General features: G+C 58.6%; 13 protein-coding genes. 10 read left to right on the top strand and 3 right to left on the bottom strand.

Annotated elements, in window-relative coordinates; genetic code table 11:
- Positions 1-103 precede the first annotated feature (103 nt).
- From HMPREF2857_RS01655 to HMPREF2857_RS01635, 5 genes are all read left to right on the top strand, one after another.
- A complete protein-coding gene (locus tag HMPREF2857_RS01655; protein WP_141752719.1) occupies positions 104-718 on the top strand; it encodes an aa3-type cytochrome oxidase subunit III in 615 nt (204 codons plus the stop codon).
- 75 nt (positions 719-793) lie between these two features.
- Positions 794-1,684 carry a cytochrome bc1 complex diheme cytochrome c subunit gene (locus tag HMPREF2857_RS01650; protein ID WP_070642399.1) on the top strand — a complete coding sequence of 297 codons (891 nt, stop codon included), beginning with the start codon at positions 794-796 and terminating at the stop codon, positions 1,682-1,684.
- Positions 1,681-2,892 (top strand): cytochrome bc1 complex Rieske iron-sulfur subunit, encoded by a 1,212-nt coding sequence (locus HMPREF2857_RS01645; protein ID WP_070642396.1) that lies wholly within the window; start codon positions 1,681-1,683, stop codon positions 2,890-2,892. Before HMPREF2857_RS01650 ends, HMPREF2857_RS01645 begins: the two co-directional genes overlap by 4 nt.
- Positions 2,889-4,517 carry a cytochrome bc1 complex cytochrome b subunit gene (locus HMPREF2857_RS01640; RefSeq protein WP_070642393.1) on the top strand — a complete coding sequence of 543 codons (1,629 nt, stop codon included), beginning with the start codon at positions 2,889-2,891 and terminating at the stop codon, positions 4,515-4,517. The genes HMPREF2857_RS01645 and HMPREF2857_RS01640 overlap by 4 nt, the downstream gene beginning before the upstream one ends.
- Before the next feature lie 168 nt (positions 4,518-4,685).
- A complete protein-coding gene (locus HMPREF2857_RS01635) occupies positions 4,686-6,413 on the top strand; it encodes an ABC-F family ATP-binding cassette domain-containing protein (RefSeq protein ID WP_070642391.1) in 1,728 nt (575 codons plus the stop codon).
- Positions 6,414-6,576: 163 nt separating this feature from the next.
- Here the strand turns inward: HMPREF2857_RS01635 and HMPREF2857_RS01630 are convergent, their stop codons facing one another.
- Both HMPREF2857_RS01630 and HMPREF2857_RS01625 read right to left on the bottom strand, forming a co-directional pair.
- Complete coding sequence (locus HMPREF2857_RS01630; RefSeq protein WP_048732551.1) at positions 6,577-7,023, bottom strand: aa3-type cytochrome oxidase subunit IV; 447 nt, start codon at positions 7,021-7,023, stop codon at positions 6,577-6,579.
- Between the two features lie 35 nt (positions 7,024-7,058).
- Entirely contained in the window at positions 7,059-8,234 is a 1,176-nt protein-coding gene (locus tag HMPREF2857_RS01625) for an aa3-type cytochrome oxidase subunit II (RefSeq protein WP_070642387.1), read from the bottom strand.
- A gap of 500 nt (positions 8,235-8,734) precedes the next feature.
- Here HMPREF2857_RS01625 and asnB point away from each other — a divergent pair, with 500 nt between their 5' ends.
- Entirely contained in the window at positions 8,735-10,660 is a 1,926-nt protein-coding gene (gene asnB, locus HMPREF2857_RS01620) for an asparagine synthase (glutamine-hydrolyzing) (protein ID WP_070642384.1), read from the top strand.
- A 179-nt stretch (positions 10,661-10,839) separates the two neighbouring features.
- Here asnB and HMPREF2857_RS01615 read toward each other — a convergent pair whose 3' ends face one another.
- Positions 10,840-11,181, bottom strand: a complete 342-nt coding sequence (locus HMPREF2857_RS01615) for a HesB/IscA family protein (RefSeq protein ID WP_005512007.1) — start codon at positions 11,179-11,181, stop codon at positions 10,840-10,842.
- Between the two features lie 309 nt (positions 11,182-11,490).
- Here HMPREF2857_RS01615 and HMPREF2857_RS01610 point away from each other — a divergent pair, with 309 nt between their 5' ends.
- From HMPREF2857_RS01610 to HMPREF2857_RS01595, 4 genes are all read left to right on the top strand, one after another.
- Complete coding sequence (locus tag HMPREF2857_RS01610; RefSeq protein WP_070605656.1) at positions 11,491-12,255, top strand: DUF3043 domain-containing protein; 765 nt, start codon at positions 11,491-11,493, stop codon at positions 12,253-12,255.
- 11 nt (positions 12,256-12,266) lie between these two features.
- On the top strand, positions 12,267-12,830 hold the full coding sequence (locus HMPREF2857_RS01605; RefSeq protein ID WP_070642382.1) for a bifunctional adenosylcobinamide kinase/adenosylcobinamide-phosphate guanylyltransferase: 564 nt from the start codon (positions 12,267-12,269) through the stop codon (positions 12,828-12,830).
- A 102-nt stretch (positions 12,831-12,932) separates the two neighbouring features.
- Positions 12,933-13,970 carry a nicotinate-nucleotide--dimethylbenzimidazole phosphoribosyltransferase gene (gene cobT, locus HMPREF2857_RS01600; RefSeq protein WP_049190512.1) on the top strand — a complete coding sequence of 346 codons (1,038 nt, stop codon included), beginning with the start codon at positions 12,933-12,935 and terminating at the stop codon, positions 13,968-13,970.
- A 5-nt stretch (positions 13,971-13,975) separates the two neighbouring features.
- Positions 13,976-14,848: an adenosylcobinamide-GDP ribazoletransferase gene (locus HMPREF2857_RS01595; RefSeq protein ID WP_070603047.1), complete on the top strand. Its 873-nt coding sequence runs from the start codon at positions 13,976-13,978 to the stop codon at positions 14,846-14,848.
- The last annotated feature ends 377 nt before the right edge of the window (positions 14,849-15,225 follow it).

Genomic DNA, 15,225 nt, shown 5'->3' with positions numbered 1-15,225 from the left:
ATTCTCAGAAACCTTTCCTCGCGACCTGGGATTTTAGGAAATTTTATACAAAAACGGGGGTTGCAACGTGACTACTCCTTAAGAACAGTACATACTGTTAGATGTGACGAGCGCAGTTGAAAATCAAGGTATGACAGCACCACGTCGTGCTGCGACACTGAACCGACCGAATATGGTCAGTGTCGGCACGATTGTGTTCCTGTCTCAGGAATTAATGTTCTTCGCCGGCCTGTTCGCGATGTACTTCGTGTCACGCGCGAACGGCCAGGGCGAATCGTGGGATTGGGGTACCGGCCACCTCAATGTCCCGTACGCACTATTGATCACCGTGATCCTAGTGTCGTCTTCGTTCACTGCCCAGTGGGGCGTGTTCGCGGCCGAGCGTGGCGACGTTTTCGCACTCCGTAAGTGGTACGCACTGTCTACCGCCCTGGGTGCAATCTTCCTCGTCGGCCAGGCTTACGAGTACTTCACCCTGGTTAGCCACGGTCTGACCATTCAGAACTCCATTTACGGTTCGGTCTTCTTCATCACCACCGGATTCCACGCAGCCCACGTCCTCGCGGGTGTGCTGGCTTTCGTTGTGGTGCTTATCCGTACCTCAAAGTCGAAGTTCACCCCGGCACAGGCCACTGCTGCCATCGTGGTCTCGTACTACTGGCACTTCGTCGACGTCGTGTGGATTGGCCTGTTCATCACCATCTACTTCATCCAGTAGGCCGTATTGGCCGTCCTTTGTTCAGTACGGCCTACAGCCCATCCACTTTCCACGAACAGTCTTAAAGGGAAAAAGATGGAAAACACAACCTCCGAAACCAAGGACACCACGTCCTTGGCTGCGGCCCCAAAGTCAAAGGGCCGCCGCAAGATGCGCCGTACTGCCTCCGGCATTATGGCTATGGCTCTCGCCCTCACCGGCGCGGGCTTCCTCGCTAATGCTCTGACCCCTGATGCACAGACGGCTACTGCTCAGCAGGATGAAGCCGCAATGATTCAGCAGGGTAAGGAGCTTTACGACGTTGCTTGTATTACTTGCCACGGTGCCAACCTTCAGGGCGTTAAGGACCGCGGTAAGTCGCTGATTGGCGTCGGCGAAGGCTCGGTTTACTTCCAGGTTCACTCCGGTCGTATGCCGATGCTCCGCAATGAGGCTCAGGCAAAACGTAAGACCCCGCGTTACTCCGAAGAGCAGACGCTGGCTATCGCAGCCTACGTCCAGGCTAACGGTGGCGGCGCCGGCATCGTCCGCGACGAGGACGGCTCCATCGCTATGGAGTCGCTGCGCGGTAAAAACGCCGGCCCGAACGGTGAGCTTGACAAGGCTGACATTGCTCGCGGTTCCGAACTGTTCCGCCTGAACTGTGCCTCCTGCCACAACTTCACTGGTCGTGGTGGCGCACTGTCCAGCGGTAAGTACGCACCGGTCCTGGATCCTGCAAACGAGCAGGAAATCTACCAGGCCATGCTGACTGGTCCGCAGAACATGCCGAAGTTCTCTGACCGCCAGCTGTCTGCTGACGAGAAGAAGGACATCATCGCTTACATCAAGAACGCCAAGGAAACTCCGACCCAAGGTGGTTGGGGTCTCGGTGGCATCGGCCCGGTTACTGAGGGTCTTGCCATGTGGATTGTAGGCATTGTCGCTCTCGTAGCGGCCGCTCTTTGGATTGGATCCCGCCGATGAGTAATAACGAAAACAAGAAGTACAGCTCCGAAGAGCTGTCGAAGATGAGCAATGCGGATCTCGCTCGTCTGGGTGCTGAACTCGATGACGTGACCATTGCTTACCGCAAGGAACGCTTCCCGATTGCCAACGACCCGGCTGAAAAGCGCGCGGCTCGTGGTGTCGCCATCTGGCTGGCACTGTCGGTCATTCTTGGCCTGGCATTCATCGCCATCTACCTGTTCTACCCGTGGCACTACAAGGGTCACGGCGAAGAGGGTCTGTGGCTGTACACCATGTACACCCCACTGTTGGGTATCACCATCGGTGGCTGCATCGTCACCTTGGGTATTGGTGCAGTTAAGTTCACCAAGCGCTTCATTCCGGAAGAGATTTCGGTTCAGCGCCGCCACGATGGTCCGTCCGAAGAGGTCGACCAGAAGACCATCGTTGCTCTGCTAAACGATTCTTGGCAGACCTCTACCCTGGGTCGTCGCTCCGCTATCAAGGGCCTCCTTGGTACCGGCGCCGTCCTGGCTGGTATCGGCATGATCCTTCCGCTTGGCGGCATGATTAAGAACCCGTGGAAGCCGCGCCACGACGTTGACGTCACTGGTGACGGCACCCTATGGACCACCGGCTGGACTCTCGTCGAGAAGGGTCACAAGGTCTACCTGGGCCGCGACACCGGCGCTATTGCTGAAGAGGGCGAACACGGCTACACCACCAAGGGCGTTTCCCGCCTGGTTCGCCTCCGCCCAGAGGACCTGTCCGCAGGTTCCATGGAGACTGTCTTCCCGCTTCCAGAGGAGGACGTCAACGACGGCGACAAGTACTCGAAGGATGCTGATGTCTACGAGGCACACATGCACTCGATTCACGGCTCCCGCAATTCGGTTATGCTGATTCGCCTGCGTGCTCAGGATGCTGAAAAGGCTGTCCTGCGCCAGGGCCAGGAAGACTTCCACTACGGCGACTACTTCGCCTACTCAAAGATTTGTACACACATCGGTTGCCCTACTTCTCTGTACGAGCAGCAGACCAACCGCATTCTGTGCCCGTGCCACCAGTCGCAGTTCGATGCACTGCACTACGGCAAGCCAGTCTTCGGCCCCGCTGCTCGCGCTCTTCCGCAGTTGCCGATCAGCGTTGATGAGGAAGGCTACATGTACGCAAAGGGCAACTTTGTTGAGCCCGTCGGTCCGGCATTCTGGGAGCGTCAGTCATGAGTAATCCAACAAAACTAGCAACCGCTGCTAAAAATATGGATGACCGCTACACCCTGTCTGGCGGCATGCGTAAGCAGCTCAATAAGGTATTCCCTACCCACTGGTCCTTCCTGCTGGGCGAGATTGCACTCTACTCCTTCGTAGTCCTGCTCTTCTCGGGTGTTTACCTGACTCTGTTCTTCGACCCGTCGATGTCGAAGGTCATTTACGACGGTGCCTACGCGCCGCTCAACGGTGTCGAGATGTCTCGCGCCTACGAGACCGCCCTGCAGATCTCCTTCGAGGTTCGCGGTGGCCTGTTCATTCGCCAGATTCACCACTGGGGTGCTCTGCTGTTCGCCGTGTCCATCATGGCGCACATGTTCCGCATCTTCTTCACCGGCGCATTCCGCAAGCCGCGTGAGGCTAACTGGGTCATCGGTTCCATCCTCCTGCTGCTGTCCGTAGCAGAGGGCTTCATGGGTTACTCCCTGCCGGACGACCTGCTTTCCGGTGTTGGTCTGCGTATTATGTCCGCAATCATCATTGGTCTGCCAATTATCGGCACCTGGCTGCACTGGATGATGTTCAACGGCGACTTCCCGGGTGACATGATTATCCCGCGCCTGTACATTGCACACGTGCTGATTCTCCCGGCCCTGCTGCTGGGTCTGATTGCCGCTCACCTAGCTCTGGTCTGGTACCAGAAGCACACCCAGTTCCCTGGCGCAGGTCGTACCGAGAACAACGTCGTCGGCGTTCGTATTCTCCCGATCTTCGCAGTCAAGTCCGTTTCCTTCGGTCTGATTACGTTCGGCTTCCTGGCGCTGTTCGCTGGTATCTTCCAGATCAACGCAATTTGGAACCTTGGCCCGTACAACCCGTCGCAGGTTTCCGCTGGTTCCCAGCCGGATATCTACATGCTGTGGACTGACGGTGCTGCCCGTGTCATGCCGCCGTGGGAGCTTTACCTGGGCTCTTACACGATCCCGGCAGTCTTCTGGGTCGCCCTGCTCTGTGGTATTTTGGTTGTCCTGCTCTTCGCTTACCCGTTCATCGAGGCGAAGATCACCGGCGACAACGCCCACCACAACCTGCTGCAGCGTCCGCGCGACGTGCCGGTTCGCTCCGGCCTGGGTGCCATGGCTCTGGTCTTCTACACCCTGCTGACTCTGTCCGGTGGTAACGACCTGATCGCATACCACTTCCAGATTTCGCTGAACGTGATGACCTGGGTTGGCCGTATCGGTCTGATCATCCTGCCTCCGATCGCTTACTTCGTCACTTACCGAATCTGCATCGGCCTGCAGCGCTCTGACCGCGCCGTCCTGGAGCACGGCATCGAGACGGGCATCATCAACCAGCTGCCTGATGGTTCCTTCATCGAGGTCCACCAGCCACTGGGTCCGGTCGACGAGCACGGCCACGCCGTTCCGCTCGAGTACCAGGGTGCTTACGTCCCGAAGACCATGAACGAACTGGGCGCCGCTGGTAGCCCGGGTCGCGGTAGCTTCTTCAGCCCGGACTCCCCGGAGATCGCCGAAGAGGCAGCTCGTATCGAGCACGAGAACCACGAGCAGCAGGCTCAGATGTTCCGTGACCTCGAAGCTCAAAACGCTGAAGAGCGTCGCCAGCTCGAGCAGTAAAACTCCGCGGTAGGTTTTCTACTGCGCTCAAATAAGACCACCCTGGTCCGCATCCACTTCGGATGTTGACCGGGGTGGTTTTTTGTTCCCCAGATTTTTCCGCGCTCGCCTTGACCCCCACATATGTCGGATACCAAATCTGCTGTTTACCAGTACTAAAATGGACATATGTCTACCAGTCCCTCCCCCACCACCGATCTTTCGAACAACGCCACACAGCTTGTCGCCAACGGTGTCAATTTCGACTACGAGGCCACGCCTGTTCTGCGCGATGTCTCGCTCACGCTTTCCGACGGCGATGTCCTCGGTCTGGTTGGAGACAACGGAGCCGGCAAGTCCACACTTCTTTGGCTACTATCTGGTCGTCGTCGGCCCACGAGCGGTACGGTGACTCATATTGGCACGCGTGTCCTCGGCTCTCAGGAGCTGGAAGCGCCTTTCGACTCCACGGTGCAAATGCTTATCGATGAGGCCCTCGGCCCCTCGAAACGTCGTTTAGCGGAGCTAGAAGAAGCAGCTGAGGCGATGGCCTTAGCAAAGACCCCAGATGAGTCTGAGGCGGCAGAGAAGGCGTATTCGAAGGCCTTCTCGGACGTCATGGCTCACGATGACTGGAACGCCGAACATAATGCGGAGATTGTGCTCGACCATCTCGGCCTGACCGGTGCTGCTCCGGACGGCGCTCCCCTGACAGAGCAACTAACCACGGAGATTTCCGGCGGGCAGCGGGCGCGGCTGGGGCTCGCGATTACGCTCATCCGAAAGCCAGAGATTTTGCTTCTCGACGAGCCCACCAACCATCTCGATGAACGCGGTCGCCAGCTCGTGATTGACACCATCCAGAACCACCCTGGAGTGGTTGTGGTGGCAACACATGACCGCGACTTCCTGGATGCCGTTTGTACTGTAATTGGAGACTTGGTGCCGGGGCGCCCTGGTATTGGGCTGTTCCGTGGTAATTACTCCGACTACGCGAAGCACCGTCGCCACCAGCGTGAGCTATGGGAGCACCAGTGGCGCTCGGAGGAGCATGAACGCAATCGGTTGGAAGACACCATCGAGAATGGCGCTCGTGAGGTCTCACCGGGTCGAGAAATGACGGACAATAACAAGATGGCTTATGACCGCCGTGGCGGTCGTGTAGAGCGGCAAATCGCCCGCCGCGTGCGTTCGGCTAAGCAGCGGCTGGAGGAACTCATTGAGGAAGGTGTGGAGCGTCCACCGGCACTACTGGGCTTTGATGCCCCGTTGACCGCACCCCTACCGACCAAGCGCGCTGCTTCGGGCAGCGATGAAGATTTTCACGTCAAGATGCGCGGTGTGGTCGTCCCAGATCGAATTCGGGTTGGTTCACTGACTATTCGTCCCGGCGACAAGGTCGTGATCACCGGCCCTAATGGGGCCGGCAAATCTACTTTGTTTAAGACGATCATGGGGCAAGTTGAGACGCAGGCTGGCGAGGTGCGTATCGGCGAGAACTGTCGAGTAGCCATGCTGGCTCAGGAACAAGACTGGGAAAACCCAAAGAAGTCCGCCCGTGAGTTGTACGACCTTGCGCCCAATGCCCGCGTGCCTCTCGACGACTTTGGATTGCTTAGCCCTGAGGATGCCAATCGACCGGTAGGAAGCCTCTCCATCGGCCAGCAGCGCCGGGTGGCGTTAGCGTTGGTCGTAGCCAATCCGCCGGAGATCTTGCTGCTCGATGAGCCTACGAACCATCTGAGTGTAGATCTGATCGAGCAGGTCCAAGACGCGATCGCATCTGCAGAGGGCACAATTATTGTGATTACCCACGATCACCGCATGATCAACTCGCTCGAAGCGCGTCATCTGCAGGTGACTGACGGTGAGGTCATCGAACTACCTAAGGGGCAGAAACCCGTCGAATTCGCTTGATGCGGAATCATATATTAACTACAGATCCTAACCGGCGAGGTAACACCAGTTAGAAATCCCCTCCCACTCACCCAAACAAAAAAGTCTCTCCCACTAACGCCATTGTTAGTGGGAGAGACTTTTCGGTTATCTACGACTGTGGTTCAGTCTGATTACACTCGGACTAGTGCTTCTCCGGCGGAGTGATGTACTGAGTGTTGAGCTTGGTGCTGGAGACGATCAGGATTACCGCGCCAAGGACAATCAGCCAGTAGGCCATGAATGCGATGCCGTAGCCCATGAGCAGGATGCCCATGGTCATCACGAATGGCCAAATCGAGCTAGCGGAGAAGAAACCGAGGGTACCTGCACCGTCGGCAATCTCTGCCTCTTCGAAGTCAGCCGGGGTGATGTCGGAGCGGCGCTCAGTGAAGTGGAAGTATCCACCGAGCATCAGAGTCATCAGCGCTGCGAGGACCAGGCCGGTTGCGCCAGCCCACTCGAGGCGACCCTGGCTTTCGTTGATGACGTTACCGGTGTCCTGGAGGTACTGAGTGCCGAAGATGTAGACGACAGCCATGAACCCCAGGAACACGGTAAGTCCGTAGAAGAGCTTTGCTGCAGACTTCATTTGAGAACTTCCTTTAGGTAAGAATCTTGCTGGGTTTACTTGGCGGTCGCGTTCAGGTCAATGGTGTTAGCACCATGGTCACCCATGTCGCGGGTGTCGACACGACCGGAGTTGAACGGCGAAGTGGAGACTGCGAATGCCGGCTCACCGATGTGCTTCAGAGCATCAGCGTTAGTAGCTTCTGGGTTCTCCTGGCGGAACTTGATGTACTCGGTGAATGCCTCGCGGGAGACAGCACGAATCTCGAAGTTCATCATTGCGTGGTAGGTACCACACATCTCAGCACAACGGCCGACGAATGCGTTCTTGACCTTGTCGCTCGGGTTGTCCTCCGGGCGGTTAGCCACCTTCTCCGGGTCAATCTTCTCAATCTGGAAGACACGGTTGGACTTGTTGGCCTCCGGGTGCGGGAACGCGTCGCGCTTGAAGAGGAACTCCGGAACCCAGAAGGAGTGAATCACGTCAGCGGACGCGAGGTCGAACTGGATTGCAGTGTCTTCCGGAACAACGAGAACCGGAACCTCTTCGGTGGTACCGAGGGTCTCAATCTCGTCGTAGTGCAGGTAGGAATCATCGGACTTGGAATTACCGTGAATCGGGTGTTGCTTCTGAGCGTCCCGATCTTCCTTGGACGGAGCGTGGTGACCGCCCTCGGTGAAGAACTGCTCATCCTTCGGCTTCTCAATACGACCGTTGTATTCCTCGCCGCCCATCAGGTCAGCGGAAATGTTGCCGTAACCAAACTTCCAGTTCCACTGGAAACCAGTGACGTCGACAGTGACCTCCGGATCCTTATCCAGAGCAGTCACCTGGTCCTGAGTCTGAACGGTGAAGAAGAACAGTGTCATCACGATCAGAATCGGCAGAATAGTCAGCGACAACTCAACCGGAACGTTGTATGCAGTCTGGCGCGGGAACTCGCCCTTGCCCTTCTTCTCAGCCTTCTTAGCTGTGAAGTTTGCCATCGAGTAAAGGGTGACTCCCCAAACAATGATGCCGATAATCCAAGCTGCAACCCAGGTCCAAACCCAGAAGTTACCCATGGACTGTGCTTCCGGGGTAACACCTTCCGGCCAACCAAAGCGGAGCAGCTTGAAGAAGCCGTTCTCCGGAGGATTAACATCACAGCCGGCAAGCAAGGCTGCGCTACCGGCGGCAACGCCGAGGACGCCGAGCTTACGGGCGACTCCGAACTTTCTACGCTGATTCACGTGTGTCTGCCTTCCTGATCCACACAATTTTCGATAACCGATTAAGGTTTCGTCCTACCCAAGCAGAGTAGTCGATTCTTAAGCTTTCTCCACAATAAATATGACTGTGGGGTGCCTTTGAGTATATCTGCCCTAATAAAATACTGAGAAAGACCCGCCTATCGGGGGTGGCATTCTCACCAGTTACACCCTGTTGACGCTCCCAAGTCTATGAATTTTTTAGTGTTTGCGCCACGAGCCGACGCGCACACCGTTCCGCGTAACCCCGCCCTGAGGCCAGACACGGCGAACTAAGACATTCTCCCTTTTCCCCAAAAGGCATTAAAGTAGGTGCAGCATTTCTATGTGGCGCCAATCTGGGGTTCACCCCAACTACTCAGCCACGCGGCGGTCCTTCACGGCCACCAGTTCAGGCGACAGCCAGTCGCACTGAGCCGCTAGCTACGAAACCGCCGAAAAACCACTAAGTGACACTAAAGCGAAAGGTGCGCGCACGAAGCATGTGTGGTCTTCTCGGAATCCTGACTGCAAATTCTGACGCAGCGGAGCTCGTTCCCGTTGTCGAAAGGGCTCTGCCCTGCATGCGGCACCGCGGTCCTGACGATGCAGGCACGTGGCACGATGAGGACGCAGTTTTCGGCTTCAATCGCCTATCCATTATTGACATTGCCCACAGCCACCAGCCGCTGCAGTGGGGACCGGAGAATCAGCCGAATCGGTACTCCATGACCTTCAACGGCGAAATCTACAATTTCGTCGAGCTTCGCGAGCAGCTGGAGAAGGAAGGCTACGCCTTTAATACCTCCGGCGATGGTGAACCAATCGTCGTTGGGTTCCACCACTGGGGAGCGGACGTCGTCAAGCACTTGCGCGGCATGTTCGGCATTGCTATTTGGGACAGCGTCGAGCGCAAGCTTTTCCTGGCGCGCGATCCGTTCGGCATTAAGCCTCTCTACTACGCCACCACCGAGCGCGGCACGATTTTCGGTTCTGAGAAGAAGTCCCTGCTCGAGGCCGCGCCGGAGATGGGCATCGATGCGAAGAAGCTGAATAAGCGCGCATTGGAGCACTACGTCGACCTGCAGTATGTGCCGGAGCCGGAGTCGCTGCACACCGACATTGTTCGTCTGGAGTCGGGCTGCAGTGCCATCGTTACGCCTGGCGGCGAAGTTAAGCAGACCCGCTACTTCAAGCCGAATTTCCCGATTCAGCCAGTGACTAAGGGCGCTGAGCAGGATGTTTTTGACCGCATTGCTCGTGCGCTGGAGGACAGCGTCGAGAAGCATATGCGTGCCGACGTCACGGTGGGCTCGTTCCTGTCGGGCGGTATCGACTCCACTGCGATTGCAACCCTGGCTAAGCGCCACAACCCGAACCTGCTGACGTTTACCACTGGCTTCGAGCGCGAGGGCTTCTCAGAGGTCGATGTGGCTGCCGAGTCCGCCGCCGCCATTGGCGTCGAGCACATTGTGAAGGTCGTCTCGCCGGAGGAGTTCGCCGGGGCGATTCCGAAGATTATGTGGTACCTCGATGACCCGGTAGCTGACCCTGCACTGGTGCCGCTGTACTTCGTGGCCGCAGAGGCTCGTAAGCACGTTAAGGTCGTACTGTCCGGTGAGGGCGCAGACGAGCTCTTTGGTGGTTACACCATTTATAAGGAGCCGCTGTCGCTGAAGCCGTTCGACAAGGTTCCATCTCCCCTGCTGCGCGGTCTGGCTAAGGTCGGCGAAGCTCTGCCAGAGGGCATGCGCGGCAAGTCGCTCCTGCAGCGAGGCACTACTCCGCTGGAACAGCGCTACTACGGCAATGCTCGTTCCTTTAACTTTGAGCAGCTGCAGGAAGTGCTGCCGTGGGCCAAGAAGGAATGGGACCACAGCGATGTCACTGCGCCGATTTACGCGCAGTCTGAAGGCTGGGACCCGGTGACTCGGATGCAGCACTTGGATCTGTTCACCTGGTTGCGTGGCGACATTCTGGTCAAGGCGGACAAGATCACCATGGCTAACTCCCTGGAGCTGCGCGTGCCGTTCCTCGACCGTGTGGTCTTCGACGTTGCACAGACGCTGCCGGTGGACATGCGTGTTTCTCACGGCACCACCAAGTACGCACTGCGTCGCGCCATGGAGCAGATTGTTCCGGAGCACGTGCTCAACCGCCGCAAACTGGGCTTCCCGGTGCCGATTCGCCACTGGCTGGCAGGCGACGAGTTGCACGGCTGGGCCGAGGACATCATCCGCGAGTCCCAGACCGAAGAGTTCATTAATAAGGACGCCGTGCTCAAGATGCTCGCCGAGCACCACCCAACCGAGCGCGACCACTCCCGCCGCCTCTGGACCATCCTGGCCTTCATGGTCTGGCACGGCATCTTCATCGAAGACCGCATTACTCCGGACATCGAGCAGCGCGACTACCCCGTCGAGCTCTAGCTCGCTTTACGACGGTCCCCGCGATTCAGCCCCATCCTGCCCCGGCAGGCTGTCACCATCGCTGGGGCAACCAATAGAAAAGGCTCGGACCTCACTCAGTTAACAAGAGTGAGGTCCGAGCCTTTTTACTATCCGACGCTTTTCACAGCGTCTGCTGACAGCTCTGCTCAGCTAATGACTTAGTTGAAGGAGTCACCGCAAGCGCAGGAGCCAGTGGCATTCGGGTTATCGATTGTGAAGCCCTGCTGTTCAATGGTGTCAGCAAAGTCGATGGTGGCACCGGACAGGTACGGAACCGACTGGCGATCAACGACCAGCTTGACGCCACCGAAAACTTCGGCGACATCGCCGTCGAGGCTGCGGTCATCGAAGTAGAGCTGGTAGCGCAGGCCGGCACAGCCGCCCGGAGCCACGGAAATACGCAGTGCCAGGTCGGTGGCACCTTCTTGGTCCAGAAGTGCCTTTGCCTTGGCAGCCGCAGCTTCGGTCAGGGTAACGCCAGTGCTCTGAGCAGTAGTCATAGCGCGTGTCCTCCTTGTTGAAGTGTTTAAGTATGCGAGTCGACCCCAAGGTCGGCTACGTCATTATTTATCACAACCTTACCGACCAGTCTTTAATTCCCAATTCTGGGTTCTCTTTTTCTTTCTCTTTTTCGGAAGTCTCTTTTTGCCGCCACATCGCAACCACACCACGGCTTCCCACGCCACAAGCGCACTCTTCCCGCCTGCCCCTGCGGCGGTCATCCCCAAAACCTCGCCCTTGCCCCGCCCCTGACCCTCAACCTGCAACCTAATTAGGGAAGCACCTTGAAGACCTTATAATCTGGGGTCGTGAATCTACCGTGGAAAAAGAATGACAAAAAGTCCAAGGCAGCTGACGCAGCTAACGCTGACGCAACCAACGCCGGAGACGTAGCCACCGACGCGACCGCATCCAGCGGGGCCAAGGGCACCGCTTCGGAGTCTCAGCAGCCCGAGAAGAAGCACAGCGGTGCTTTTACTCCCAAGAAGGGGCGCCCCACTCCGAAGCGCAACGAGGTTGAGCGCGAACGCGGCATCCGCCGTGGCCCGGTCGAGGCGCCGCTGACCGCTAAGGAAGCTCGCCAGCGCCGCAAGGAGCTCAAGGCTTCCATGTCCAAGGAAGAGCTCAAGGCCGCCAAGGCACGCGAGCGAGCAGAGCGACGTGAGCAGCGTCGCATTGCCGACGAGCGCATGGCCGCCGGCGATCCGCGCTACATGCTGCCACGCGACCAGGGCGCTGAGCGCAAGTTTGTCCGCGACTGGGTTGATTCCCGTCGCTTCCTCGCTAACGTGTTCCTCCCGTTCGCGCTGATTCTGCTGCTGATTATGATGATTGGCACTTCCCTGCCGAAGCTGGCCAACATCGCATCTCTCATCGCGATGGTTCTCATCATCGCCCTGATCATCGAGGGCATTTACATCGGCCGCCGTGCCATCAAGTTGACGCGTGAGCGCTTCCCGAAGACCACCGAAGGGGCCTGGGGACTGGGCTTCTACGCTTACTCCCGCGCTTCTCAGCCGCGTCGTCTGCGTACTCCGCGTCCGCAGGTCAACATCGGCGACGAAATCAAGTAGCCTCATCTGCCATGCGCACTCTGGTTCTCGGTGGCGCCCGCTCAGGCAAGTCCTCATGGGCTGAGCACGAGCTGCTGACCACCACCGCAGCCTCAACCGTGTTGCACTACATCGCAACAGCACGGCCCTGGCCCGGGGATAGCGACTTTCACTCCAGGGTCGAGGAGCACCGCATTCGTCGTCAAGCACAGGCACAAGAGCACGGAGTGACCTGGCACACGGTTGATGAAGTCGATGCGGCGGAAGCCCTCTCGTCGCCGGAGCGGCGCATGCTGCTCGACGATGTCGGCACCTGGCTGACGCACATCATCGACGCGCAGGGGCTGTGGGAGGCGCCGAGGGGCAGCGTCGCGCCATGGACGCACTCGCTTGTCGACGCCGTGCGCAACTTCCCCGCAGATTCCGACCTGTTCATTGTGTCGCCCGAAGTGGGCTTCGGTGTCATTCCCGAACACCGCTCAGGGCGGCTTTTCCGTGATGAGATTGGCCTTCTCAACCAGCAGCTTGCAGCTATCTGTGATCGTGTTGTCCTAGTTGTGGCTGGCTGCCCCATGGAAGTCAAGGCGGCGAGCTAGATTCACTCCACGCCGCTTCCCCTATGACGGTCTGCCTAGCAATGCGAATAGCTGTGCACCAATGGTCGGTAGACAAATCGTTTTCGGGTAGCGTTTGAGAGTATGAACGCGGATTATTTTGGACCGGTAGCACGCCCTGACGAAGAGACTGAACAGGCCGCCCGCGCGCGCCATGAGCAGTTGACTAAGCCCGCAGGCTCACTTGGCCGGTTGGAAGAACTCGGCATTTGGATTTCGGCGTGTCAGGGAGAATGCCCTCCGCGTGACCTGGACGATTGTCGTGTTTATGTCTTCGCTGGTGACCACGGTGTTGCCCAGGGCGGGGTGTCCGCGTACCCGTCCGAGGTGTCTATCCAGATGCTTGCCAATATCGAGGCAAAGGGTGCCGGCGTGAACGCTATCGCTGACATCGCGGGAGCCACTGTTACCGGTGTGGACATTTCCCTCGACCACGATGCCGAAGGGCCATACCGTATCCGTCGCAGCTGTGGTTCTATCGACCGCGAGGATGCGATGAGCGAGGAGGAGGTCGATAAGGCCATCCGCACGGGCATCGCGATTGCCGACGCCGCCGTTGATGAAGGCGCTGACCTGCTCATTGCCGGCGACCTGGGCATCGGAAACACCACTCCAGCCGCGGCGCTGATTGGTGCCGTGACCAACTCCGAACCGGTGGTCGTCGTCGGCCGAGGCACTGGCATTGATGACGAGGGGTGGAAGCTCAAGGTCGCTGCCGTACGCGATGCCATGTTCCGCGTGCGTCGCCTGCGCAATGACCCGGTTGAGGTGCTCCGTCGTATTTCCTCGCCGGATATGACCGTGATGGCCGCGTTCTTGGCGCAAGCAGCGGTGCGTCGCACTCCTGTGATTTTGGACGGAGTGGTTGTCACATCCGCCGCTCTGCTGGCTGACCAGCTCGCTCCGGGTGCCCGCGATTGGTGGGTCGCCGGCCACAAATCGGCAGAGCCCGCGCACGCGCTTGCCCTTCGACACCTGGATAAGGAACCACTTCTCGAATACGGGATGCGTCTTGGCGAAGGCTCCGGCGCCGTCGCTGCCCTACCGCTGGTCAAGTCCGGCGTATCGGTCCTGCGCAACATGGCTACTTTCGCCGACGCAGGCGTAAGCACCAAGGACTAATCGACTTGTCCGACAAAGCCGGCCCGTCTCGCCAGGACAACCTCGACGGCGATCCCTCTGCTCACGGCAATGCCGTCGCTGAGGCCATCACCACTGCCCTGTCCTGGCTCACCATCCTGCCCTTCAAAGGCGCGAGCGTGTTCGACCGCATCACCGGCCGTCGCGCCATCGCCGCACTGCCAGTAGCTGGGCTCGTTCCTGCCGCGGGTGCAGTTCTCATCACGGCGGCGCTGTTCGCAACGTCGTCGTCACGCACGCCCACGCTTTACGACGTCACCCCGATCCTCGGCGGCGCCCTGATTATGGTGGCGGCACAGATGTTGACCCGCGCGATGCACCTGGATGGGCTGGCGGATGTGGCGGATGCCCTCGGCTCGTATAAGCCGCCGGAGGGGGCGCGGGAGGTGCTGCGCGATCCGAGCACCGGCCCAATGGGCGTGGGCTCCATCGTGCTGACGATGTTGACGACGACGACTGCTTTTGCCGTGATTGTGGCTAGTGTGCTGTCGCAGTGGTCTGCTGGTCAGATGTGGCCTGGTGTGGTTGCGCTGTGCTTGCCTTTTGTAGCCTCTCGCGCGGCAGCAACGACTGCCTGCTGGCGCGGCTTTCCGCCTTTTTCGAACAGCGGCTTCGGCTCTCTGACTGCCGGTACTCAGTCCACAGTCACGGTGACCTGCTGGTGGATACTGCTGCTCGCTGTGTCGGGCTGGGTGGTTGGGCTCGTGGGCGTAGTCGCTTGTGCACTGAGCTTTGGCGTTACACTGCTGCTGACGCGGCATTGCGTGAAGAGGTTTGGCGGAGTCAACGGCGACGTGTTTGGTGCAGTCATTGAGATAGCGTGCGCTGTCTGTGCCGTGGCACTTGCCATAGGGTTCTAGCAGGGAAAATGCGCGCATTGCCCCCGTTGGGGTTTTCTTTAAAAAGAACTATTGACGGTCGCTTTGACGCGGACGTATTCTGAGGGCACACCGCCGGGAAGGCGGAGTACAGGAGGCTCGTTTCGGGGCTCGCCCAAATTATTTTGCGCCGACCGTTTGCCGGGGCGCCAAGAACGAGCACACCTTCTAGCCTCCCAGCTAATTAAAAAAGCGCGTCCCGCCGCAGCGATGCACGGGACGCGCTTTTCTTTGTTGGGGTGACACTCCCGGAGTTGGGTTCAGTGGGGTTTGAGTTCAGTGGGGGCTAGTGACTGCGATTATGGCTGGCGGCGGTGGGTCGATCCGAGTTACTGACTGCGTTTATGTCAAAAATGGCC

It is taken from the genome of Corynebacterium sp. HMSC076C10, from assembly GCF_001812455.1.
Classification (GTDB): domain Bacteria; phylum Actinomycetota; class Actinomycetes; order Mycobacteriales; family Mycobacteriaceae; genus Corynebacterium; species Corynebacterium jeikeium_D.
Note: the sequence above shows the minus strand (reverse complement) of the source record. Positions and strands in the feature narration are given on the sequence as shown.

What these genes read in the sequence shown, in the direction of transcription:
- HMPREF2857_RS01650 (WP_070642399.1), top strand. Translation starts at nt 794, where the DNA reads ATGGAAAACACAACCTCCGAAACCAAGGACACCACGTCCTTGGCTGCG.
- HMPREF2857_RS01645 (WP_070642396.1), top strand. Translation starts at nt 1,681, where the DNA reads ATGAGTAATAACGAAAACAAGAAGTACAGCTCCGAAGAGCTGTCGAAG.
- HMPREF2857_RS01640 (WP_070642393.1), top strand. Translation starts at nt 2,889, where the DNA reads ATGAGTAATCCAACAAAACTAGCAACCGCTGCTAAAAATATGGATGAC.
- HMPREF2857_RS01635 (WP_070642391.1), top strand. Translation starts at nt 4,686, where the DNA reads ATGTCTACCAGTCCCTCCCCCACCACCGATCTTTCGAACAACGCCACA.
- HMPREF2857_RS01630 (WP_048732551.1), bottom strand. Translation starts at nt 7,023, where the DNA reads ATGAAGTCTGCAGCAAAGCTCTTCTACGGACTTACCGTGTTCCTGGGG.
- asnB (WP_070642384.1), top strand. Translation starts at nt 8,735, where the DNA reads ATGTGTGGTCTTCTCGGAATCCTGACTGCAAATTCTGACGCAGCGGAG.
- HMPREF2857_RS01615 (WP_005512007.1), bottom strand. Translation starts at nt 11,181, where the DNA reads ATGACTACTGCTCAGAGCACTGGCGTTACCCTGACCGAAGCTGCGGCT.
- HMPREF2857_RS01605 (WP_070642382.1), top strand. Translation starts at nt 12,267, where the DNA reads ATGCGCACTCTGGTTCTCGGTGGCGCCCGCTCAGGCAAGTCCTCATGG.
- cobT (WP_049190512.1), top strand. Translation starts at nt 12,933, where the DNA reads ATGAACGCGGATTATTTTGGACCGGTAGCACGCCCTGACGAAGAGACT.